Source organism: Cryobacterium inferilacus (genome assembly GCF_019599185.1).
In the GTDB taxonomy this organism is placed as follows: Bacteria; Actinomycetota; Actinomycetes; order Actinomycetales; family Microbacteriaceae; genus Cryobacterium; species Cryobacterium inferilacus.
Window position 1 is genome coordinate 228,421 of the sequence record NZ_JAIEUL010000004.1, and the last position, 21,441, is coordinate 249,861.

The window sequence follows — 21,441 nt, forward strand, 5'->3', positions numbered from 1 at the left end:
GCCAGGCAGCCATGTCAAGAACGGAGCACGACCAGTGCGATTCATAGTGCGGCGGTTGGCTTTCTACCTCCTCGCCTTCTGGGTGTCGATCACCCTCAACTTCCTCCTGCCCCGGTTCATGCCCGGCGACCCCGTCACCCGCATGTTCGCCCAGGCGGCAAACAAGATGCAGCCCCACCAGATCGAGCAGCTGCGCCAGCTGTTCGGCCTCGACGAACGCCCGATCTGGCAGCAGTACCTCACCTACGTGCACAACATCTTCACCGGCCAGATGGGCGTATCAATCTCCCGCTTCCCCACCCCGGTTTCGGAGGTCATCGGCAGCCAGATCGGCTGGACCCTGCTGCTCGGCGGCACCGCACTGGTGATCGCCGTCGTCATCGGCAACCTCCTGGGCATCCTCGCCGCCTGGCGACGCGGTGGCGTCCTCGACTCCGTCTTCCCCCCGATCCTGGTCTTCGTCGGCTCGTTCCCCTACTTCTGGCTCGCCATGGCGGCGCTCTACCTGTTCGGGGTGGTGCTCGGCTGGTTCCCCATCCGGCACGCTTTCGACGCCGGCATGACGCCGGAGCTCTCCTGGACCTTCTTCTCCAGCGTCGCCACCCACCTGTTCCTGCCGGCGCTGACCATCGTGCTGGTCTCCATCGGCGGCTGGATGCTCGGGATGCGCAACACCATGATCGCCACCACCGCCGAGGACTACATCCTCATGGCCGAGGCGAAAGGTCTGACGAACAACCGCATCATGTTCCGCTACGCCGCCCGCAACGCCATGCTGCCCAGCGTCACCGCCTTCGGAATGTCCTTCGGCTTCATTGTGGGCGGTGCCCTGCTCACCGAGGTGGTCTTCGCCTATCCGGGGGTGGGCTATCAGCTGCTCGCCGCCGTGCAGGGTCTCGACTACCCGCTCATGCAGGGCATCTTCCTCACCATCACGGCCGCAGTGCTCGTCGCCAACTTCATCGTTGACATCGTGTACGTGCGCCTCGACCCGCGCGTGCGCGTGAGCTGAGACGGAGAACATCATGTCTGTCACCAATCCCTCTGACACCGTGGCGCTGGCCACACCGGATGCCCCCACCAGCGCGCCGGCATCCATCCGCCGGCCTCGCCACGGTCTGATCCGCGGCATCCTGGGCAATCGCAAGGCGGCCTTCGGGGCCGGCGTGTTGCTGGTGTTCGCCGTTGTCGCGCTTGCGGCACCGCTGCTTGCGCCAGGAAACCCGTCGCTCATCACGGCGATCGCGTCGCAGCCGCCGTCCGCCGAGCACCTGTTCGGCACGACCGCCAAGGGCCAGGACGTTCTGGCCCTGACCATGCACGGCGCCAGGACCTCCCTGTTGGTCGGCTTCGTCGTGGGCGCGGCCGCGACCCTGGTCGGACTGCTGGTGGGGGTGGCCTCGGCCTACTTCGGCCGGGTCATCGACGACCTGCTCTCCCTGGTCACCAACGTCTTCCTACTGATTCCCGGGCTGCCGCTGCTGGTGATCCTCGCGGCCTTCCTGCCGCCGGGGATCGGAACCGTCGTCGTGGTGCTGATCATCACCGGCTGGGCCGGTTCGGCCAGGGTGCTGCGCTCGCAGGCGCTATCCATCCGCAGTAAGGACTTCGTCGCCGCCGCCGTCGTGACGGGCGAGAATCCGCTGCGAATCATGTTCCGCGAGATCTTGCCGAACATGGCCTCCATCGTGATGAGCACCTTCCTGGCCTGCGTCATCTTCGGCATCGGGGCGCAGGCCGGCCTCGAGTTCCTCGGCCTCGGCGACGCGAGCGTCGTGACTTGGGGCACCAACCTGTACTGGGCGAGCAACGACGGAGCACTGTTCACCGGGGCGTGGTGGGCGTTCGTGCCCTCTGGCCTCTGCATCGCGCTGGTGGCTTTCGCCCTGGCCATGGTCAACTACGCCGTCGACGAGGTCACGAACCCGCGGCTGCGAACGAAAAAGAAGGGACGGACCCGCGCATGAGCACCACGCCGATCCTCGAGGTCTCCAACCTGCGAGTGGAATACCACGGTGACAACCGCCAGGTGGTCGCCGTCAACGATGTGTCGTTCAGTATCGGTGAGGGCGAGATCTTCGGCCTGGCCGGCGAATCCGGCTGCGGCAAGTCCACCGTCGCCAACTCCATCATGCGGCTGTTGAAGGATCCAGCCGAGATCACGGGCGGGCAGATCAGGTTCAAGGGCCGCGACCTGCTGACCCTGCGTGGCGAGGAACTGCGCCGGTTTCGCTGGAAGGAGATCGCGATGATCTTCCAGAGCGCCATGAACTCGCTCAACCCGGTGATGACCATCGGGAGCCAGATGGTGGACATCTTCACCACCCACGAGGGGATCTCGGTCAAACAGGCCAGGGTCCGATCGGCCGAGCTGCTCCGCCTGGTGAGCATCGACCCGGTGCGGCTGGATTCCTACCCGCACCAGTTGTCCGGCGGCATGCGCCAACGCGCCGTGATCGCCATGGCCCTCGCGCTGCAGCCCTCACTGCTGATCATGGACGAACCGACGACAGCGCTGGACGTGGTCGTGCAGCAGGAGATCATGGCGCAGATCAGCGACCTGCAGCGGCAGCTGGGATTCTCCGTGCTCTTCATCACCCACGACATGTCCCTCATGGTGGAGCTGTCCCACCGCATGGCGGTGATGCACAGCGGCCGGCTGGTGGAGATGGCCGAGGCCGACCTCCTGTTCGCCCGGCCCCTGCACCCGTACACCTCGTCGCTGATGAACGCGTTCCCCCCGTTGACCGGGCCGCGTATTCGCCTGACCGGGCTGTCGGATGCGGTTCGAGCCGCAGACGGCTCTGGCAGCTGCGCCTTCCACGTGTCCTGCCCACCAGACCGGATCAACTGTTCCGGCAACATCCCCGACCTGCGCGAGGTGGAACAGGGACGTTTTGTGGCTGAGCACCCGCGCACCAACCTCGAAGGAGCGGCAGCATGACCACCAGCACCGCACAGCGCCCAGCCAGCACGGATGCACCCGACGACGTGAGCGTGCGGGTGCGAGGGCTCACGAAGGACTTCCCGCTCGGCGGGTTGTTCTCCAGGCGAAGCATGCGCGCCGTCGACAACGTCGACTTCGACATCCCCCGCGGCACGATCGTCGCCCTGGTCGGGGAATCCGGCAGCGGCAAGAGCACGGTGGCCCGGGCCATCGCCCGCCTGGAACGCCCCACCTCCGGGTCGATCACGGTCGGTGGCCAGGACGTGCTCAAGACCGAGAAATCGGCGGCCTCCCGCCGGTACCGCGGCACCGTGCAGATGGTCTTCCAGGACCCGTTCGGCTCGCTGAACCCGGCGCACCGGGTGGAACACTTCCTGGAACGGCCCCTCCGCATCCACGGCAAGGCCAGAACCCGTGCGGAGGTGCGCAGCCGGTCCGCCGAGCTGATGCGCACCGTCGGGCTGACCGAAGACATGCTCGACAGCTACCCGCACGAGCTCTCCGGTGGGCAACGCCAGCGGGTGTCGATTGCTCGGGCACTCGCCGTGGACCCGGAGATCATCCTGGCCGACGAGCCCACCTCGATGCTCGACGTGTCGGTGCGCATCGGCATCCTCAACCTGATGGCCAGGCTGCGTGACGAGCGGGGTATCTCGATGCTGTTCATCACCCACGACCTGGCCTCGGCCAGGTACGTGGCCGACACCACCCTGGTGATGTTCGCCGGAGCCCTCGTCGAGGGCGGGGAGTCCCTGGAGTTGATGAAGAACCCGTCGCACCCGTACACGCGGCTGCTGCTGTCGGCCGTTCCGGATCCGGCCCGCACGCTGAGCTACGACCCGGTTGAACGCGCGAGGTTGCGGCAGGCCGTGCTGGCGCCCACCACCTGCCCGTGGCAGGGAGCGGACTGCAGCACCACCTCGCCGGTGCGGCACACCGTGGGCCCCGATCACTGGGTGCGCTGCCACCTGTACGCACCGAAGGTCTCCGCGGCGACAAATCCGCTACTCACCGATTCCGACTCCGACCTCGACTCCGTCCTCGACACCGCCCCCGGCACTGCCCCGGCACCGACCAGAAAGGCTGACCGGTGAACCCGCTCGTCGTTCCCCTCACTGACCACCCCGATCCGACGGCCGCGCCGGACGAGCTCGTGACGCGCGCGGAGGCCGACGGGCACCGCCCGCGGTTCCACTTCGTGTCCCCGGCGGGCTGGCTCAATGACCCGAATGGCTTCAGCCACTGGAACGGCGTGTACCACCTCTTCTATCAGTACAACCCGCTGAAGGCCGTGCACAGCCGCATCCACTGGGGGCACGCGACAAGCCCCGACCTGGTCACCTGGACCGATGCCCCTGTGGCCCTGGTTCCGTCGGACAGCGCGGACGCCCCGGACGCCGATGGATGCTGGTCGGGGGTGCTCGTGGACGACCACGGCGTGCCGACGCTGGTCTATTCTGGGCGCCGGGGTGACCAGGAGCTGCCCTGCGTCGCGGTGGGTTCGGCGGATCTCACCGAGTGGACCACCGATGCGGCCAACCCGGTGATCTCCGCGCCGCCCGCGGCGCTGGAGCTCACCGCCTTCCGGGATCACTGCGTGTGGCCGCACCCCGGCGGCGGCTGGCGTCAACTCATCGGCTCCGGCATCCGTGGCCAGGGCGGCACGGCGCTGCTCTACGAATCCCCCGACCTGCGGAGCTGGAGCTACCTCGGCCCGCTGGTCGTGGGCGACAGCGGCGACCGGGAGACCACCGCCGACGACTGGACCGGCACCATGTGGGAATGCGTCGACATGTTCCGCCTCGAAGCCGGCGCCGGCGAGAGCGAAACCGTCGACCCCGACGTGCTCGTGTTCTCCGCCTGGGATGACGGCGTCACCCGCCACACGCTGTACCTGACCGGCCGCTACTCCGGTACCGAGTTCGAGCGCACGGCAGCGCACCGCCTCGACTACGGCGGACGGTACTTCTACGCGCCGCAATCCACCCTGGATGCGCGGGGCCGCCGGGTGATGTTCGGCTGGCTGCAGGAGGGCCGCACCGACGCTGCGGCCGAGGCGGCGGGATGGTCGGGCGTCATGTCGTTGCCGCGGCTCGTCACCCGAGCGCCGGACGGGACCCTGCTGCAGCAGCCGGTGCCCGAGCTGGAGACGCTGCGACGCGACCACGTGCGACTGGGCGGCTTCGTCCTCACCGACGGGGAGCGCCGCACCGGTCTGACGCGTGGCGACCAGATCGACATCGTGGCCGACCTGCAGCTGGAGCCGGGAGCCGAGGCCGAATTGGTGGTGCGGGCCACCGCAGACGGGACCGAGCGCACGGTCATCCGCTTCACCCGACCGGACGACCCACACGCCGACGTCACTCTGGAGCTGATCCGCACGGCCAGCAGCCTGGATCCGACGGTGGACGCCACCCCGCGCAGCGGCCCGATCCGGCAGGTCGACGGGCACATCCGGGTGCGCGCGCTCGTGGACCATTCCGCGCTGGAGATCTTCGCCAACGGACAACCGCTGGCGTGCCGGGTCTACCCCACCCGCACCGACGCGCACGGGGTCGAGTTCGTCGGCCTCCGCGGCCGGGCGCAGGTACACCAGGCCGAATCGTGGCGCATGGCCGACATCTGGCACGCTCCGCGTCGGCTGTGGCCCGAACTATAGTCTCGGCCGAGAACCGTCTCAGTGGCCGGTGGGCCTCAACTGCCGCGGAACTGAAGCCGCGGATGGGGGCGGCGGGGGCCGGGGGCCGGCTCAGGGGAAGAGGGGCAGCTCGGCGCTGAGGTCGGCGCGCTGGCCGGAGGCGTGGATGCGGCCAGAGGCGACACCGTCGGTCCAAGACAGGGTGCCGGTGGCCAGGCCGAGCCAGGTGGCGACATCCGTTTCGACGACGTTGGGCGGGGTGCCGCGGGTGTGCCGCGGGCCGGCGATGCACTGGGTGGCGCCGAACGGCGGCACGCGCACCTCGACGGTGTTGCCCTCGGCCTGCTCGGCGAGGACCTGCAGGGTGTATCGCACGGCGAGCGCCCGGGTGTCGCGGGTCGCGCCCGCCTCATCGGCCAGATACGCCTTCACGGCGGTGCGGCCCAGTCCGTCATCGATTCTCGCGCGTGCCATGCTCCCAGTCTGCCGTCTCATCGGGCCCCGCGTGACGCCGCCGCCCATTCGCCGGAGTGGCCGTGACGCCAGGAGTCGGCGGTGGATGCGCGCGGGGGCGTTGGCCGGGTAGCCTGATCCGGTGAGAATACTGGTCCTCGGTTCCGGCGCCCGCGAGCACGCCATCGTCACTGCCCTCCTGCGTGAGGAGCCGCGACCCTACGTGATCGCCGCCCCAGGCAACGCCGGCATTGCCGCGGACGTGCCGGTGGTCGACCTCGACCCCACCGACTCCGACGTGGTCACCAACTTCGCGCAGGAGCACAACATCGACCTCGTGGTCGTGGGCCCTGAGGCCCCGCTCGTGGCCGGTGTCGCCGACGCCCTGCGCACCCGCGGTATCCCGGTCTTCGGACCCGGTCAGGCCGCCGCCGCCCTTGAGGGCAGCAAGACCTTCGCCAAGCGCATCATGGACGACGCCGGTGTGCCCACCGGCCGGGCCGTGCGGGCCGGCAACCTCGCCGAGGCGCAGGGCGCCCTGGACGAATACGGTGCCCCGTACGTGGTCAAGGCCGACGGCCTCGCCGCCGGCAAGGGCGTGCTCGTCACCACCGATCGTGACGACGCCCTCGCGCACGCGGTGCGCTGGTTGCAGCACGGCGCCGTGCTGGTCGAGGAATTCCTCTCCGGCCAGGAGGTCTCCCTCTTCCTGCTCAGCGACGGCCACAGCGTGCTGCCGCTCTCCCCCGCCCAGGACTACAAGCGCCTGGCCGACAACGACGAGGGACCCAACACCGGCGGCATGGGCGCATACTCCCCGCTGCCCTGGCTCGACGCCGGCTTCGGCAGCGAGACCGCCTTCGTCGACGAGGTCATCGAGACCATCGCGCTGCCCACCGTGCGCCAGCTCGCCGACGAAGACACCCCGTTCATCGGGCTGCTCTACTGCGGGCTGATTCTGACGGATGCCGGCATCCGCGTGATCGAATTCAACGCGCGCTTCGGCGACCCAGAGACCCAGGTGGTGCTGCCGCGCCTGGTGACCCCGCTGAGCGGGCTGCTGATGGCCGCGTCCACCGGCGGGCTGGCCGCGCTGCCCCGACCGGAGTTCTCCGCCGACGCCGCGGTGACCGTGGTGGTCGCCAGCGAGAACTACCCGGAGACCCCCGTGACGGGACGCGCGATCACCGGCCTGGCCGAGGCCTCCGCCGTGGCCGGCGTGACCATCGCACACGCCGCGACCGCCCTGGACGGCCGCGACCTGGTCGCCACCGGCGGCCGGGTGCTCAGCGTCGTGGCCGTGGGGAGCGACTTCACCGAGGCGCGCGCCCGCGCATACGAGGCGGTCGACCTGATCGGGCTCGAGGGTTCGCAGCACCGCACCGACATCGCCGCCAAGGTCGTCTCCTGATGGCCGCGCTGGCGCTGGACGGCTGGCAGCACGTCTATTCGGGCAAGGTGCGCGACCTGTACGTGCCGACCGGCTCCACCGGGTTGGCTGACGCCGACCGGGTTCTCGTCGTGGCCAGCGACCGGGTGAGCGCGTTCGACCACGTGCTCGAACCCGGAATCCCCGGCAAGGGCGAACTGCTCACCACCCTGAGCCTGTGGTGGTTCGACCAGCTGACCGGCGTGCCCAACCACCTCGTGCCCGACCGCACGGCAGAGGGGACCAGCCGCATTCCCGCCGAGGTCGCCGGCCGGGCGATGCTCTGCACGACACTGGACATGTACCCGATCGAGTGCGTCGTGCGCGGCTACCTCACCGGCTCCGGCTGGCTCGAGTACGTCGCCAGCCAGACCGTCTGCGGCATCCCGCTGCCGGAGGGCCTGCAGAACGGCGACCGCCTACCCGAACCGATCTACACTCCGGCGTGGAAGGCCCCGATGGGCGAGCACGACGAGAACATCTCGTTCGAACGCACCGTCGAGCTGGTGGGGGCCGACGTGGCCGAGGCGCTGCGGACGACGTCGCTGGAGATCTTCAGTCGCGCATCCGTCATCGCCGAGACCCACGGGGTGATCCTGGCCGACACCAAGTTCGAGTTCGGCGCCGATCGAGCGACCGGCGTGCTCACCCTCGGCGACGAGGTGCTCACCAGCGACTCCAGCCGGTACTGGGATGCCGCGCTCTGGCTGGCCGGGAACACCCCCGCCGAGCGGATGGCCAGCTTCGACAAGCAGATCGTGCGCGACTGGCTGGCCGCCAACTGGGACCAGACCGGCACCCCGCCCGAGCTGCCCGCCGAAATCGTCGCGCAGACGGCGGCACGCTACCGCGAGCTGCTGACCCGGCTGACGGCCGCGTAACCCTCGCTGCGAGGCAGTTTCCCTTCTCGCGGCACTAGTTCCGCCCGCCGGCACGAGTACGAACACGTGCCGGCGGGACGAACACGTGCCACGAGCGAGGCCCCGTGGTCGCGGTTGGCGGTGGGGCGGGCCCGCACGAAGAAGCTGGACCGCTGCGCGCCCTAGGGTTGCAGGATGCCCGAGCACACCGTCGCCCCCGTTGAGAGCGCTGTCGCCGGACCGCACGGCCCCGTACCCGTTCGCCGGTACGCCCCACCCGCCGGCGCCACGGCCCGCCCGCCGATCGTGTGGGTGCACGGCGGCGGGTTCTTCACGGGCGACCTCGACCTGCCCGAGACGCACGAGGTGGCCCGCGCGCTGGCCGCCGCGGGTTTTCCGGTCGTCACGGTGGGCTACCGACTGGCCACCATCGGACCCCGTCCGCCGAGCCGACGGCGCGCTCCGAGCATCCGCTACCCGGTGCCGGTCGATGACGTGGTGGCGGTGCTGCGGGCCGTGCAGGCCGAGCAGAGCGCACAGACCGACCTCCCGCCCGGGGTGCTCCTCGGTGGCGCGAGCGCCGGGGCCTGTCTGTCGGCCGGGGCCGTGCTGCGGCTGGCCGCCGACGGTGCTCCGCCGCTGGCGGGCGTGTTCTTCGCCTACGGCTTCTTCCACGCCCGCCTGCCCGAGCTCACTCGTGAGGTGCGTGGGCTGCTGCGCGGCCGCCGCAAGTACACCCACCTTCCGGCGTTGCTGGACCTGACGAACCTGAACTACACCGGTAGCGTGGCCGCGCTGGCCGAACCGTTCGCCTTCGCGGGCGGGCATCCGCTGCACGGCTTTCCGCCGGTGCTGATGCTCGATGCCGAGAGCGATTCCATGCGTGCCTCTGGCGAGCAGTTCGCCCGCGAACTGACGGATGCGGCGGTACCGGTGGAACGCCGCGTGCTGCCGGGCACGGCGCACGCGTTCCTCAACCGGCCGAGGGAGGCCGCCTTCGCGCGGGCGATCGACCTGATCACCGGCTGGGCCGCTGGCCGGTAACTCACCCGGCTGACGGCCGCGTAGGCCGCGCCGCGCGGCGGTTCCCCTTCTCGCGGCACTACTTGCGCCCGCCGGCACGCGTACGAACACGTGCCGCCGTGCCCAACACGTGCCGCGAGAGGACGAAGACGTGCCGGCGGGACGAACACGGGCCGCGGCAGGCCCGCGAACCGGTGGCGGACGCGGGAAGCGCGGTCAGTTCGCGGGGCGGGTACCGCGGGCGGCGCGCTTGGCCCGGCGGGTGATGCCGTGCACCGTGGCCTGGAACTCCTTGACGCTCAGCGGACGCCCGGGCAGTTTGGGCCGGGGCTTCTCCGGCATCCGCAGCCCATCGAGCACCAGGGAAAGCTGCCGGCGCCACTGACCGGTGTACCCACCGCCGAGGGTGCCGAGCGATCCGATCATCGTGACGAGAACGGCCAGGTCCATCGAGTCGACGTCGGGGCGCAGGTCGCCGTCTTTCTTGGCCTGCAGCACGAGGGCGGCGATGAAGCTCTCGAACTCCACTGAGGGCCTGGCGGTGGGATCGATCGTGGCCATCCGCTTGAGGATGGGCGGCAGCGACGGGTCGGCGACGAGCCATTCGGCCAGGCGCTCGGTGTACAGCACCACGCCGGCCCAGGCGGAGGGTGCCGCTTCGATCTCGCTGCGCACCGCGAACAGCTCGGCCAGAGCGATGTCGTACAACGCCCGGACGAGGTCGTCACGGCTGGGGAAGTTGCGGTACAGGGTGGCGACGCCGACGTCGGCGCGACGCGCGATCTCCTCCAACGACGCATCCACGCCGTGCTCGGCGATGAGGCTGCGGGCCTCGTCGATGAGTCGTTCACGATTCTGCCGAGCGTCACGGCGGCGCGGTTGGGACGCGTCCTGCGGGGGCCGGGCGGAGGATGTCATGGGGTTGATTCTAGATCCCCTTTCTCCGAGCCCGCGGAGGGTGGCCTCCTCGCCCAATCAGGCCGGGCGAGTGCTTCACAGGGCTCCGGCGTGTCAGCTCGTTTCTTGTGAACCCAGTACTGGGGTACCGGATGTCGGCCACGAATGTGGACCACGGGCCGATTCGGTGCCGAGGGGGTGGCTCCTAGCGTGAGGGGATGCGAAAGAACACGAATGATTGAGGCGCGCGGGCTCACGAAACGCTATGGCCACCGAACCGCCGTGGATGCGATCGACTTCACGGTACTGCCCGGCCGAGTGACCGGGTTCCTCGGTCCGAACGGGGCGGGCAAGTCCACAACGATGAGGATGATCGTGGGCCTGGACCGGCCGACCGCCGGCAGTGTGGAGGTGAACGGGCGCCCGTACCACGAGCACCGGGCACCGCTGCGGGAAGTGGGGGTGCTGGTCGATGCGAAGGCCGCTCACGGCGGCCGCTCGGCCTACAGGCACCTGCTCGCGATTGCGGCCACGCACGGCCTCGGTTCGGCCCGGGTGCGCGAGGTCATCGGCCTGGCCGGGCTCGACTCCGTCGCCGGCAAACGCGTCGGCGGGTTCTCCCTGGGGATGGGCCAGCGGCTGGGCATCGCCACCGCACTGCTCGGGGACCCCGCGACGGTCATCCTCGACGAACCGGTGAACGGCCTGGACCCGGAGGGGGTGCGCTGGGTGCGCACACTCATGCGGGGCCTCGCTGCCGAGGGGCGCACCGTGCTGCTCTCCTCGCACCTGATGAGTGAGATGGCGCAGACCGCCGACCGGCTCATCGTTATCGGCCGCGGCAGGATCCTGGCCGATGGGCCGATCGAGGACATCATCGCCGGGTCCACCCGGTCGGTGACCCGGGTGCGCGCCCGGGATGCGGATCGCCTGACGGCGACGCTCGCCGGGCCCGGCGTCGTCGTCTCGGCGCTGCCAGACGGGGCACTGGAGGTCTCCGGGCTGACCGCCGAAGAGGTGGCCATCGCGGCAGCCGCGGCCGGCGTCGTGCTGCACGAGGTCACAGCGGTGTCTGGGTCGCTCGAGGAGGCGTACATCGCCCTCACCGCCGGAGAAGTCGAATACCGCTCGGCGGGTACTGCCGGCACCGGCACACCGGGAACGACCATCACGGGAACAGGAGCACGACGATGACCACCATCCAGAAGGGCACGAGTGCAGAGCGCACGGCTGAGAACCAGCGCGCCACCTTCATCTCGCCGCCCCACCAGCTGAGTTTCGCCGGTGTGCTCCGCTCGGAGTTCATCAAGCTCACCAGCCTGCGCTCCACCGTCGGTCTGTTGCTCTCCATCATCGTGTTCGGCCTCGGCGTGAGCATCATCCTGGGACTGACCATGGCTGAGGCTGGGGTGCCGGCGGAACCGTCGGTGGGCTTCATGCTCGATGAGGTCACCATCGGAACGGTTCTGTTCGGGCAGCTCGTCGCCGGAGTCCTCGGGGTGCTCGTGATCTGCGGGGAGTACTCCAGCGGAACGATCCAGTCCACGCTGATCGCCGTCCCCTCCCGGGTGAGGGTGCTCGCGGCCAAGACCGTCGTGGTGTTCCTCGCCGCGACATCGGCGGCTCTGATCGCGGTGATCGGTTCGTGGGCCGTGACCTACCCGATGTACGCCGCGTTCGGCATCGAGGTCGGGCTGACCGCCCCCGGGGTGGTCTTCGCGCTTCTCGGCGCAGCCGTGTACGTCGGCCTGTCGGCCGTGCTCGGCCTGGGCATCGGCACGTTGCTGCGTTCGGTCGCTGCCGGCGTGGCCACCGTGCTGTCGGTGATCCTGCTGCTGCCGATCGTATTGTCGGTGCTGCCCGCCTCCGATCTGGTGCGCAGCCTGCACCTGCTCTCGATGTCCAAGGCCGGCGACGCCATGGCCGGCCCGGCGGATGCCGGCGGCGGGTTGCTGGATCTCGCGGACGGCTACATCAGCCCGGGTGCCGGCTGGCTGGTCGCGGTTCTCTGGGTCGGTGTCTTCATCGTGCTCGGCGCCATCCGGCTGCGTCGCAGGGACGCCTGATGCGCCGCCAGACCGTGGCCGCCCGGCCGGTGTTAGCGTGGACTGCCGATTCGCCGCAGACCGGCGCGATGCCGCTTCGGAGGGGAGCCGCCTGACACCTGGGCAGAATGGACCGTTCGACGATGCAGCTGCAGCGTCGGGCGATTCCGTGCTGCCGTCGCCCGGCGCGTGGCGCCGGACGCTGCGGCGGCACCCGTGGCTGTCGGATGCCGTCAGCGCCGGCCTGTACGGCCTCCTCGCCGCCGGGCTGGCGCTCATCTCCGCGAACCCGCCGTTGCGCACCCCGGTGTGGTTCACGCTGGCGCTGCTGGTCGCCGGAATCGCCACGGTGCTGTTCCGTCGCCGCCGGCCGGTCCTCATGCTCGCGGCCGCCACCGGGCTGTGCCTGCTGTCGCTGGCCGGCGGCACCGGCGCGGAAACCGTGCTCACGCTGATCACCCTGCACGCGGTCGGCACGTACCGGTCTGCCCCGACGGCGTGGGTCTCGTACCTGGCCGCGTCGCTAGTCGCGTGCGGCGCGGCGTGGATCCTGGTCGTGCGCGCCAACGACGGGCTGCCGCTCTGGGAGCCGCTGGCCCCGCCCACCTCGGCGGACCCGGTCAACGACTGGCTGAACGCCGCGCTGCTGATGTTGATTCCGCTGCTGATCGCGCAGCTCTTCGGGGTCAACGCCGGGCAACGCCGCCGCTACGTCGCGGCACTGGTGGACCGGGCCGTTCGGCTCGAGCGAGAACGGGATCAGCAGGCCCAGATCGCGCGCGCCGGCGAGCGCGAACGCATCGCCAGGGAGATGCACGACGTGATGGCGCACAGCGTCTCGGTGATGGTCGCCCTCTCCGAGGGCGCGCGGGCCGCGGCCGCCGAGCGCCCGACCGACTCCATGGCGGCGATGGGGCAGGTCGCCGAGACCGGCCGGCACACCCTGGGTGAGCTGCGCCGGCTGCTCGGGGCCGTTCGCACCGATGGCGACGCACCCGCACCCGAACACGCGCCCCAGCCCGGGGCGCCGCAGCTGACCGACCTGGCCGCACAGTTCGGCCTGGCCGGGCTTCCGGTGCGCCTGGAGGTGACCGGATCGGCATCCGCTGACCCGGCGGTGGGACTGACCGTCTACCGGATCGTGCAGGAGTCGCTGACGAACGCGCTGCGACACGCGCACGGCGCCACCGAGGTGACGGCGACGGTGACGTGGTCGGCCGGGTGCGTCACGATCCTGGTGCAGGATGACGCCCCGGCCGCGCCGGACGCCGTCGCCGGGTCGGACGCACCGCAACCGGGGCGCGGGCTGGTCGGCATCCGCGAACGGGCCGCGCTCTACGCCGGCTCGGTCGAGGCCGGCCCGGCGGTCGACGGGGGCTGGCTCGTGCGCGTGACACTGTTCTGGACGAAGGAGACGGCGTGACGGATGACATCCGGGTGCTTCTGGTGGACGACCAGAAACTCGTTCGGTACGGGTTCTCCCTCGTGCTGGGGGCCGAGCCTGGCCTCACCGTCGTGGGTGAGGCCGGCGACGGCGAGGACGCCGTGCGGCTGGCCGTGCGCCTGCGCCCCGACGTGGTGCTGATGGACGTGCGGATGCCCGGCACGGGCGGCATCGAGGCCACCCGGCGGATCACCGCGCTGGTGCCGGACACCCGGGTGCTGGTGCTGACGACCTTCGACCTCGACGAGTACGCCTTCGGCGCGCTCACCGCCGGGGCGTCCGGGTTCCTGCTCAAAGACACCCGCCCGGCCGACCTCATCGCCGCGATCACCGCCGTGCACCAGGGCGACGCCGTCGTCTCGCCGCGGATCACCGCGAAGCTGATCGAGGTGGCCGCCCCGCACCTCGCTGCCGCCATCACCCCCGAACCGGTCGCGGGACCGGCCACGCTCACTGCTCGCGAGAGCGACGTCTTCCGTCTGATCGGACTGGGGGCCACCAACGGGGAAATCGCGGCGGAGTTGCACCTGAGCGAATCGACGGTGAAGGCACACGTGGGCCGGGTGCTGTACAAGCACGGCCTGCGCGACCGGGTCGAGGCGGTCATCCTGGCGTACACGCTCGGAATCGTGGGGCGCTGAGCGGGCACGGGAACGGTGTTGCGCCTGAGCTCGTCAGCCCGCACAATTCAGGAACCGGTCGCGGCGCCCAGCGAGTGCCAGACGGAAAGGAACCCATGCCCGTCGAGAACAACACCCGAGACCTCGAACCCGAGATCGTCACCGACTTTCGGGAGCGGATGAGCTACGGCGGCTACCTGGACCTGGACACCCTGCTCTCGGCCCAGACGCCCGTGAGCGCGCCGGAGCACCACGACGAACTGCTCTTCATCATTCAGCACCAGACCACCGAGCTGTGGCTCAAGCTCGTGCTGCACGAACTGCGCGCCGCCGCCGAGCATCTGCGGCACGACCGGCTGCCGCCTGCCCTCAAGGGCATCGCCAGGGTCAAGCACATTCAGCGCACCCTCACCGAGCAGTGGTCGGTGCTCGCGACGCTCACCCCCACCGAGTACGCCCAGTTCCGGGACTTCCTGGGCAGCTCGTCTGGCTTCCAGTCGTACCAGTACCGGGCGGTGGAGTTCGTGCTCGGCAACAAGAACTCCCGCATGCTCGAGGTCTTCGCCGCCGACCGGGACGCCCTCGCCCTGCTCACCGAGGTGTACGAAGCACCGAGCATCTACGACGAATTCCTGCGCTACCTGCACCGCCAAGGCTTCGCCATCCCCGCCGCGGTACTCGACCGCGACGTCACCGAAGCGTGGACGCTGCAGCCCGAACTCGTGCATACCTTTCGTGGCATATACGAGAACGAGACCGAGAACTGGAACGTCTACGAGGCCTGCGAGGAACTCGTCGACCTGGAGGACAACTTCCAGCTCTGGCGTTTCCGGCACCTCAAGACCGTGCAGCGCATCATCGGCATGAAGCCGGGCACCGGCGGCTCCAGCGGCGCAGGGTTCCTGCAGAAGGCCCTCGAGCTCACCTTCTTTCCCGAGCTGTTCGCCGTGCGCACCGAGGTGGGCCGGTGACGGTACTCCCCGCGTTCCTCGACGCGCACGTGCACCTGGCGCTGATCGACCCGGCGCCGCTCTTCGACGGCGGAATCGGCCGGGTGCTCGACCTCGGTGGGTGGACGCCGGCCACCGGGGACGGTTCCGCCGATGCCGGTGCTGTGGGCGGCGACCCGGCGGCAACGGCACCGCAGAGGGTCCCAGAGGCGCACTTCGCCGGCCAGTTCCTCTGCGCCCCCGGCGGCTACCCCAGCCGGCAGGCCTGGGCGCCGGCCGACAGCAGCTGCCCCGTCGCATCGGCAGCGGATGCGGCCGGGGCCGTGGCCCGACAGGCCGCGGCCAGCGCCTCGGTGATCAAGGTGACACTCAACTCCGCGGCAGGCCCGGTGCTGGGCACCGACACCCTCGCCGCCATCGTCGCGGCCGCCCACGAGCGGATGCTGCCCGTCGCCGCCCACACCGAGGGCGTCGGCCAGGCAGCCGCCGCGTTCGACGCCGGGGTGGACCTGCTCGCGCACACGCCGTTCACCGAAGCCCTGCCGGAGGCGCTGCTGCGCCTGATGGCCGGGCGCATGACCTGGATCAGCACCCTGGACATCCACGGCTGGGGCGAACCCACCGCCGCGTTCGAGGTCGCCTGCGACAACCTCGCCCGGTTCCATTCCGTGGGCGGCCGGGTGCTCTACGGCACCGACCTGGGCAACGGACCGCTTCCGGTGGGGCTGAACCGGCGCGAGATCGACGCCCTGCTGGCCTGCGGCCTCTCCCCCAACGACGTGCTGGCCGCGCTCACCGCCGCCGTGCCGAGCCGGCCGGGCCGCAGCAACACCGCGTCCGCCGAGCGGGTTACCGTTGTACCCGGCGACCGGCCCGCCGACCGGCGCGACCTGGCCGGCTTCACCGACTGGCTGCTCGGCGCTCTCTCGCTACCCGCTCGGTCGCTGCCCGCCGATTCACTGCCCGCCCGCACGCTCCCCCGGCCCGACCTTGAGGACCTTCGATCATGACCCAGCACGACACCAGCGTCGCCGAGGGGCTCGACGCCCCGCTCGCCTTCGCCAGGCGGATGGACCGGATCGACGGTCTCGGCCACTATCGCCGCCGGTTCGTGGGCCTGGAGGGCACCGCCGACCCCGACGCCGACCCGGCTGCTCCCTCGATCGTGTACCTGGACGGCAATTCCCTGGGCCGCCCCACCATCGCCAGCGTGGCCCGCATCACCGAGTTCCTCGGCGGAGCCTGGGGCACCCGGCTGATCCGCGGCTGGGACGACGAGTGGATGGACCTGCCGCTGACCATCGGCGACGCCCTCGGCACGGCCGCGCTCGGTGCCGCGCCCGGCCAGGTGTACATCGGCGACTCCACCACCGTCACCCTGTACAAGCTCGCCCGCGCCGCCGTGGATTCGCTGCCGGCCCGCAGTGAGATCGTGCTCGACACCGACAACTTCCCCACCGACAGGTACGTGCTCGCCGGCATCGCCGCCGAACGCGGCCTCACCCTGCGCTGGATCGAATCGAGCACCACCGGGGGTGTCACCGTCGACCAGGTGCGCGCCGTCGTGGGCCCGCAGACCGCGCTCGTGGTGCTCAGCCACGTGGCCTACCGCTCCGGCTACCTCGCCGATGTGCCCGCCATCACCGCCGCCGTGCACGACGCCGGCGCGCTGATGCTCTGGGATCTCTGCCACTCGGCCGGGTCCGTGCCGGTGAACCTCGACCTCGACGGCGTGGACCTGGCCGTGGGCTGCAGTTACAAGTACCTCAACGGCGGCCCTGGCGCCCCCGCGTTCGGCTACGTGCGTGCCGAGCTGCAGCCCGATCTGTCCCAGCCGATCCAGGGCTGGATGGGCGCCGCGGACGTGTTCGCGATGGGCCCGGAGTACGTGCCGGCCACGGGCATCCGCCGGTTCATGAGCGGCACCCCGGCGATCGTGGGCATGCTGGCCATGCAGGACACCATCGCGATGATCGACGAGGTGGGCATCGACGCGGTGCGGGCCAAGTCGGTGGCGCTGACCGAGTTCGCGCTCGAGCTGGTGGATGCCTGGCTGGTGCCGATGGGGGTGACCGTGGCGTCGCCGCGTGAACACACCCACCGCGGCGGCCACCTCACCGTGAACCACCCGGCCATGCGGCAGGTCACCCGAATCCTCTGGGAGCACGACGTGATCCCCGACTTCCGCGCGCCGGAGGGACTGCGGATCGGCCTGTCACCGCTGAGCACCAGCTTCGTGGAGACCTACCAGGGTGTGGCGGCCGTGCGCGACGTGCTGCGCGGCATCCTGCTCGGCCAAGCCGGCCTCGCGCCGGTTGCGGGCCTGTAGAATCGACGCATCCAGCCCCGACGTCTTACGGAGTGAGCCATGCCAACCATCGTCGTAGAAGTTATGCCCAAGGCAGAACTGCTCGATCCCCAGGGCAAGGCCGTCGCCGGCGCCCTCCGCCGCCTCGGCAAGACCGACTTCACCGGCGTGCGCGTCGGCAAGCGGTTCGAACTCAGCTTTGACGGGCCCGCGGACGCCGCGCTGCTCGCCGAGGTGCAGGAACTCGCCGACACCGTGCTGTGCAACACCGTGATCGAGGACGTCACCGGCATCTTCGTGCTCGAGGCCGCCGCCGGGGAAACGCACTGATGCGCATCGGCGTCGTCACCTTCCCGGGCTCGCTCGACGACCGCGACGCCCAGCGCGCCATCCGCCTGGCCGGCGCTGAGCCCGTTGCCCTGTGGCACGGCGAGCACGACCTGCACGGCGTGGACGCGCTCGTGCTGCCCGGCGGGTTCAGCTACGGCGACTACCTGCGCGCCGGCGCCATCGCCAGCCTCTCGCCGATCATGGCCGAGGTCATCGACGCCGCCAACAAGGGGATGCCCGTGCTCGGCATCTGCAACGGCTTCCAGATGCTCACCGAGGCGCACCTGCTCGAGGGCGGGCTCATTCGCAACGAGGCCGGCGCGTTCATCTGCCGCGACCAGCGCCTGCGCATCGAGAACAACTCGACCGACTGGACCGGGGATTTCACCGCGAACCAGGAGATCACCATCCCTCTGAAGAACGGTGAGGGCGGCTTCATCGCCTCCGCCGACACCCTCGCCCGCCTCGAGGGTGAGGGTCGCGTCATCGCCCGCTACCTCGACGTGAACCCGAACGGGTCGCTGAACGACATCGCCGGTGTCACCAACGAGCGTGGCAACGTGGTGGGCCTGATGCCGCACCCCGAGCACGCCGTGGAGCCCGGCTTCGGCCCGGACACCGCTGCCGCGATGCGGAGCGGCGTGGACGGGCTGGCGTTCTTCACCTCGGTGATCGAGCGGTCGCTGGTCAACGCGTAGTTTTTCGGGGCCGAGTTGCCCAAGTTCGGACGAGTTGCCCCGGTGCGCCGGGGCAACTCGTGCGTTAAGGGGCAACTCGGCGGACTAGACGGCGCTGGACGGCTCCCAGAGGTTGATGCCCAGGTCGACGGCGTGCTCGTCGATCGCGGCGATCTCCTCGTCGGTGAAGACGAGGTTGTCGATGGCAGCGACGTTCGTCTCCAGCTGCTTCACCGAGGACGCGCCGACGAGGGCCGAGGTGACGGTCTCGCGTCGGAGCACCCACGACAGCGCGAGCTGGGCGAGCGACTGCCCGCGCGCATCCGCGATCTCGGTCAGGGCACGGATGCGCCCCACCGTGGCGTCGTTCACCATGTCACGGCTCATCGACCCGGCCTGCGACGCGCGCGAGCCCTCCGGCACGCCGTTCAGGTAGCGGTCGGTGAGCAGCCCCTGGGCCAGCGGGGAGAACGCGATGCAGCCGACACCGAGGTCGTCGAGGGTGTCGAGCAGGCCGTCTTCGACCCAGCGGTTGAACATCGAGTACGAGGGCTGGTGGATCAGCAGCGGCGTACCGAGATCGGCCAGGATCGCGGCAGCCTGCCTGGTGCGCTCTGGCGAGTAGGAGGAGATGCCGGCGTACAGCGCCCGGCCGCTCGTGACGGCGGTGTGCAGCGCGCCCATGGTCTCCTCGAGCGGGGTCTCCGGGTCGGCGCGGTGGGAGTAGAAGATGTCGACGTAGTCCAGGCCCATCCGGTTCAGCGACGCATCGAGGCTGGAGAGCAGGTATTTGCGCGAGCCGAAGTTGCCGTACGGGCCCGGCCACATGTCGTAGCCGGCCTTGGTGGAGATGACGGTCTCGTCGCGGTGGGCGGAGAAGTCCTCGGCGAAGATGCGACCGAAATTCGTCTCGGCGCTGCCGTAGGGCGGGCCGTAGTTGTTGGCCAGGTCGAAGTGGGTGATGCCGAGGTCGAAGGCCCGGCGCAGGATCGCGCGTTGCGTCTCCACCGGGGCGCCATCGCCGAAGTTCTGCCAGAGCCCCAGCGAGATCGCGGGCAGCTTGAGGCCGCTGCGCCCCGTGCGGCGGTAGGGCATGGAGTCATAACGGGTGTCTGCGGGAAGATACGTCATGGTCTCAATGCTGGCACAGCGACCTGTCGACGGGTCAACCCTTCGACGGATGCTCCGCTCAGGCGGAGATGGCAGGCTGGGAACAGTTCCCAGTACCGGCGGCCTGCCCGCCGGTCCCACCCGCCGCCGCACCCGCCGCGCCACGTTGTACGGAGTCTGCCCCGTGTCACCCCGCCTGCTCTACCGCATCCTCTCCATCGCCGAGGCGATCACCTGGACGATCCTGATCACCGCGATGCTTCTGAAGTACGTGTTCACCCCCGGCGAGTTCGGGGACGGCGCCGTGCGGGTCGGTGGTTTCGTGCACGGGCTGGTGTTCCTGGCCTACGGCATCACCGCGGTGCTCGTGGGCGTGAACCAGCGCTGGCGGCCCCGGCTGATGCTGTTCGCCGTGACCACCGCCGTGGTGCCATACGCCACGATCCCCTTCGACCGTTGGCTCGAGCGGCGCGACCTGCTGGGCGGCGGCTGGCGCCGGGAGGCCACGGACGACCCCCGCGACCACACCCTGGTGAGCCGGCTGCTGAGGTTCGGGCTGGCGCGACCGGTGCTGCTGGCATCCGTGCTCGTGGTGGGCCTGGTCGCCGTGTTCACGACGTTGCTCGTGATGGGCCCGCCCGGCGGCGAGAGCTAACCGCGCACCGGCCCCGGGCGTTTCGCCTCGGTCCCGCGTTCGGGCGCCGCATCCGCCGAGCGCGGGCTGTGCGCCGCTTCGCGGGTGGCACGCGGAAGTTGTCAACCTGTCTGAGACAACAGGTGGGTGTTGATTCCGGTTTGTAGTGGGTGTTGTGGTGCGGTGGGGCGTTTCCTGAACCGTTCGGGGTGCTCGGCCCAGTATTGGTCGAGGTGGTCTTGGCGGTGCTGTCGGATTTGGTCGGCGGTGCCGTCGTGAACGGATGCCGGGGTGTGTCGGCCGAGTCCGCTGTGGCGGTGCTCGGTGGCGTAGCCGTGGAGGAAGTTGTGGGTCCATTGGCGGGCATGGTCGATGCTGTCGAAACGGTCGGGGCAGGTGTGGTCGTATTTGATGGTCTTGAACAGGGATTCCGAGAACGGGTTGTCGTCACTGACGCGAGGCCGGGAATAGGACATCAGCGCGCCGGTGGTGGTGAGGGTGTCGATGAGGTCGTGGGCGCGCATGACGGCGCCGTTGTCGGAGTGCAGCACCCGTGGGGCGCCGTGGGTGCTGATCGCGTCGGTGAACATGCTCACGGCGCGTTCTTTGGACTCGGTGTGTTCGATGCACCAAGCGACCGGGAACCGAGAGAACACATCGATAGCCAAATACAGAAAGTACCGGTCCGACCGGGTCGGGCCGCGGAGTTCGGTGATGTCCCAGGACCACAGCTCTCCGACCGAGGTCGTTGCAACGGCCGGTGTGCGGGAGGTGCTGAATCCGTGGGACCGGGTTCGGCGTTGGTCGCCGACGAGGCGCTCGGCCTTCGCGATCCGGTAAAAAGTGCGCTGGGAACACGCCACCTGGCCGGCGTCGAAAGCGCGCCAATACGTTTGAACCACAGACTTGTCCGCGTACCTGTCATCCGTGAGGACGTTGATGACCGCGGCTCGTTCGTCCGTGTCGAGTGCCGCGGGCTGCTGTCGATCGGCTTGGTGCAGCGGCTGGGGCACCGGCTTGTAGTGCCGGTATCCCCGGCTGCGCCGGTAATACGTCGACCGGGGCAGACCCACCGT

The 21,441-nt window shown here is 70.0% G+C and carries 22 protein-coding genes; 18 read left to right on the plus strand and 4 right to left on the minus strand.

Annotated features, from left to right (window positions below):
* The first annotated feature begins 34 nt into the window (after positions 1-34).
* Genes K2F54_RS05925 through K2F54_RS05945 form a run of 5 tightly spaced genes read left to right on the plus strand, consistent with a single transcriptional unit; the run spans position 35 to position 5,606 of the window.
* Positions 35-1,012 carry an ABC transporter permease gene (locus K2F54_RS05925; RefSeq protein WP_220604922.1) on the plus strand — a complete coding sequence of 326 codons (978 nt, stop codon included), beginning with the start codon at positions 35-37 and terminating at the stop codon, positions 1,010-1,012.
* Between the two features lie 13 nt (positions 1,013-1,025).
* Positions 1,026-1,967, plus strand: a complete 942-nt coding sequence (locus K2F54_RS05930) for an ABC transporter permease (RefSeq protein ID WP_220604923.1) — start codon at positions 1,026-1,028, stop codon at positions 1,965-1,967.
* Positions 1,964-2,944 (plus strand): ABC transporter ATP-binding protein, encoded by a 981-nt coding sequence (locus K2F54_RS05935; RefSeq protein ID WP_220604924.1) that lies wholly within the window; start codon positions 1,964-1,966, stop codon positions 2,942-2,944. The genes K2F54_RS05930 and K2F54_RS05935 overlap by 4 nt, the downstream gene beginning before the upstream one ends.
* Complete coding sequence (locus K2F54_RS05940) at positions 2,941-4,041, plus strand: oligopeptide/dipeptide ABC transporter ATP-binding protein (protein WP_220604925.1); 1,101 nt, start codon at positions 2,941-2,943, stop codon at positions 4,039-4,041. Before K2F54_RS05935 ends, K2F54_RS05940 begins: the two co-directional genes overlap by 4 nt.
* Positions 4,038-5,606 carry a glycoside hydrolase family 32 protein gene (locus K2F54_RS05945; protein WP_220604926.1) on the plus strand — a complete coding sequence of 523 codons (1,569 nt, stop codon included), beginning with the start codon at positions 4,038-4,040 and terminating at the stop codon, positions 5,604-5,606. Before K2F54_RS05940 ends, K2F54_RS05945 begins: the two co-directional genes overlap by 4 nt.
* A 90-nt stretch (positions 5,607-5,696) precedes the next feature.
* Here K2F54_RS05945 and K2F54_RS05950 read toward each other — a convergent pair whose 3' ends face one another.
* A complete protein-coding gene (locus K2F54_RS05950) occupies positions 5,697-6,059 on the minus strand; it encodes a sterol carrier family protein (RefSeq protein WP_220604927.1) in 363 nt (120 codons plus the stop codon).
* 121 nt (positions 6,060-6,180) lie between these two features.
* Between K2F54_RS05950 and purD the strand changes: the two genes are divergently transcribed.
* The 3 genes from purD (at position 6,181) to K2F54_RS05965 (ending at position 9,371) form a co-directional block, all read left to right on the plus strand.
* On the plus strand, positions 6,181-7,449 hold the full coding sequence (purD, locus tag K2F54_RS05955) for a phosphoribosylamine--glycine ligase (protein ID WP_220604928.1): 1,269 nt from the start codon (positions 6,181-6,183) through the stop codon (positions 7,447-7,449).
* On the plus strand, positions 7,449-8,348 hold the full coding sequence (locus tag K2F54_RS05960; RefSeq protein ID WP_220604929.1) for a phosphoribosylaminoimidazolesuccinocarboxamide synthase: 900 nt from the start codon (positions 7,449-7,451) through the stop codon (positions 8,346-8,348). The genes purD and K2F54_RS05960 overlap by 1 nt, the downstream gene beginning before the upstream one ends.
* A 174-nt stretch (positions 8,349-8,522) precedes the next feature.
* A complete protein-coding gene (locus K2F54_RS05965) occupies positions 8,523-9,371 on the plus strand; it encodes an alpha/beta hydrolase (protein WP_220604930.1) in 849 nt (282 codons plus the stop codon).
* 195 nt (positions 9,372-9,566) lie between these two features.
* Here K2F54_RS05965 and K2F54_RS05970 read toward each other — a convergent pair whose 3' ends face one another.
* Entirely contained in the window at positions 9,567-10,268 is a 702-nt protein-coding gene (locus K2F54_RS05970; protein WP_220604931.1) for a TetR/AcrR family transcriptional regulator, read from the minus strand.
* A 213-nt stretch (positions 10,269-10,481) separates the two neighbouring features.
* Between K2F54_RS05970 and K2F54_RS05975 the strand changes: the two genes are divergently transcribed.
* The 9 genes from K2F54_RS05975 (at position 10,482) to purQ (ending at position 18,642) form a co-directional block, all read left to right on the plus strand.
* The gene (locus K2F54_RS05975) at positions 10,482-11,441 is read left to right on the plus strand and encodes an ABC transporter ATP-binding protein (protein ID WP_220604932.1); all 960 of its coding nucleotides are present in this window, start codon (positions 10,482-10,484) and stop codon (positions 11,439-11,441) included.
* Positions 11,438-12,313 carry an ABC transporter permease gene (locus tag K2F54_RS05980; RefSeq protein WP_220604933.1) on the plus strand — a complete coding sequence of 292 codons (876 nt, stop codon included), beginning with the start codon at positions 11,438-11,440 and terminating at the stop codon, positions 12,311-12,313. Before K2F54_RS05975 ends, K2F54_RS05980 begins: the two co-directional genes overlap by 4 nt.
* A gap of 148 nt (positions 12,314-12,461) precedes the next feature.
* Complete coding sequence (locus K2F54_RS05985) at positions 12,462-13,715, plus strand: sensor histidine kinase (protein WP_220604934.1); 1,254 nt, start codon at positions 12,462-12,464, stop codon at positions 13,713-13,715.
* Positions 13,712-14,377, plus strand: a complete 666-nt coding sequence (locus K2F54_RS05990) for a response regulator (protein ID WP_220604935.1) — start codon at positions 13,712-13,714, stop codon at positions 14,375-14,377. The genes K2F54_RS05985 and K2F54_RS05990 overlap by 4 nt, the downstream gene beginning before the upstream one ends.
* A 95-nt stretch (positions 14,378-14,472) precedes the next feature.
* Positions 14,473-15,327: a tryptophan 2,3-dioxygenase gene (kynA, locus tag K2F54_RS05995; protein WP_220604936.1), complete on the plus strand. Its 855-nt coding sequence runs from the start codon at positions 14,473-14,475 to the stop codon at positions 15,325-15,327.
* Positions 15,324-16,316 carry an amidohydrolase family protein gene (locus tag K2F54_RS06000; RefSeq protein WP_220604937.1) on the plus strand — a complete coding sequence of 331 codons (993 nt, stop codon included), beginning with the start codon at positions 15,324-15,326 and terminating at the stop codon, positions 16,314-16,316. Before kynA ends, K2F54_RS06000 begins: the two co-directional genes overlap by 4 nt.
* On the plus strand, positions 16,313-17,635 hold the full coding sequence (locus K2F54_RS06005) for a kynureninase (RefSeq protein ID WP_255576740.1): 1,323 nt from the start codon (positions 16,313-16,315) through the stop codon (positions 17,633-17,635). The genes K2F54_RS06000 and K2F54_RS06005 overlap by 4 nt, the downstream gene beginning before the upstream one ends.
* 39 nt (positions 17,636-17,674) lie before the next feature.
* Positions 17,675-17,944 carry a phosphoribosylformylglycinamidine synthase subunit PurS gene (gene purS, locus K2F54_RS06010; RefSeq protein ID WP_220604938.1) on the plus strand — a complete coding sequence of 90 codons (270 nt, stop codon included), beginning with the start codon at positions 17,675-17,677 and terminating at the stop codon, positions 17,942-17,944.
* A complete protein-coding gene (gene purQ / locus K2F54_RS06015) occupies positions 17,944-18,642 on the plus strand; it encodes a phosphoribosylformylglycinamidine synthase subunit PurQ (RefSeq protein WP_220604939.1) in 699 nt (232 codons plus the stop codon). Before purS ends, purQ begins: the two co-directional genes overlap by 1 nt.
* Before the next feature lie 84 nt (positions 18,643-18,726).
* Here purQ and mgrA read toward each other — a convergent pair whose 3' ends face one another.
* Positions 18,727-19,752, minus strand: coding sequence for an L-glyceraldehyde 3-phosphate reductase (gene mgrA / locus K2F54_RS06020; RefSeq protein WP_220604940.1), 1,026 nt, complete (start codon positions 19,750-19,752; stop codon positions 18,727-18,729).
* Between the two features lie 49 nt (positions 19,753-19,801).
* On the opposite strand from mgrA, the gene K2F54_RS06025 reads away from it, so the two are divergent.
* Positions 19,802-20,386: a DUF3817 domain-containing protein gene (locus tag K2F54_RS06025; RefSeq protein WP_220604941.1), complete on the plus strand. Its 585-nt coding sequence runs from the start codon at positions 19,802-19,804 to the stop codon at positions 20,384-20,386.
* A 101-nt stretch (positions 20,387-20,487) separates the two neighbouring features.
* Here K2F54_RS06025 and K2F54_RS06030 read toward each other — a convergent pair whose 3' ends face one another.
* Complete coding sequence (locus K2F54_RS06030) at positions 20,488-21,438, minus strand: DDE-type integrase/transposase/recombinase (RefSeq protein WP_220604942.1); 951 nt, start codon at positions 21,436-21,438, stop codon at positions 20,488-20,490.
* Positions 21,439-21,441: the final 3 nt, after the last annotated feature.

Bases quoted from the DNA above. Each gene is read 5' to 3' on its own strand.
- K2F54_RS05965 (WP_220604930.1), top strand. From the start codon at position 8,523: ATGCCCGAGCACACCGTCGCCCCCGTTGAGAGCGCTGTCGCCGGACCG.
- K2F54_RS05930 (WP_220604923.1), top strand. From the start codon at position 1,026: ATGTCTGTCACCAATCCCTCTGACACCGTGGCGCTGGCCACACCGGAT.
- K2F54_RS05975 (WP_220604932.1), top strand. From the start codon at position 10,482: ATGATTGAGGCGCGCGGGCTCACGAAACGCTATGGCCACCGAACCGCC.
- mgrA (WP_220604940.1), bottom strand. From the start codon at position 19,752: ATGACGTATCTTCCCGCAGACACCCGTTATGACTCCATGCCCTACCGC.
- kynA (WP_220604936.1), top strand. From the start codon at position 14,473: ATGCCCGTCGAGAACAACACCCGAGACCTCGAACCCGAGATCGTCACC.
- K2F54_RS05960 (WP_220604929.1), top strand. From the start codon at position 7,449: ATGGCCGCGCTGGCGCTGGACGGCTGGCAGCACGTCTATTCGGGCAAG.
- K2F54_RS06025 (WP_220604941.1), top strand. From the start codon at position 19,802: ATGCTCCGCTCAGGCGGAGATGGCAGGCTGGGAACAGTTCCCAGTACC.
- purQ (WP_220604939.1), top strand. From the start codon at position 17,944: ATGCGCATCGGCGTCGTCACCTTCCCGGGCTCGCTCGACGACCGCGAC.
- K2F54_RS06005 (WP_255576740.1), top strand. From the start codon at position 16,313: ATGACCCAGCACGACACCAGCGTCGCCGAGGGGCTCGACGCCCCGCTC.
- K2F54_RS05980 (WP_220604933.1), top strand. From the start codon at position 11,438: ATGACCACCATCCAGAAGGGCACGAGTGCAGAGCGCACGGCTGAGAAC.
- purS (WP_220604938.1), top strand. From the start codon at position 17,675: ATGCCAACCATCGTCGTAGAAGTTATGCCCAAGGCAGAACTGCTCGAT.
- K2F54_RS05970 (WP_220604931.1), bottom strand. From the start codon at position 10,268: ATGACATCCTCCGCCCGGCCCCCGCAGGACGCGTCCCAACCGCGCCGC.
- K2F54_RS05935 (WP_220604924.1), top strand. From the start codon at position 1,964: ATGAGCACCACGCCGATCCTCGAGGTCTCCAACCTGCGAGTGGAATAC.
- K2F54_RS05940 (WP_220604925.1), top strand. From the start codon at position 2,941: ATGACCACCAGCACCGCACAGCGCCCAGCCAGCACGGATGCACCCGAC.
- K2F54_RS05950 (WP_220604927.1), bottom strand. From the start codon at position 6,059: ATGGCACGCGCGAGAATCGATGACGGACTGGGCCGCACCGCCGTGAAG.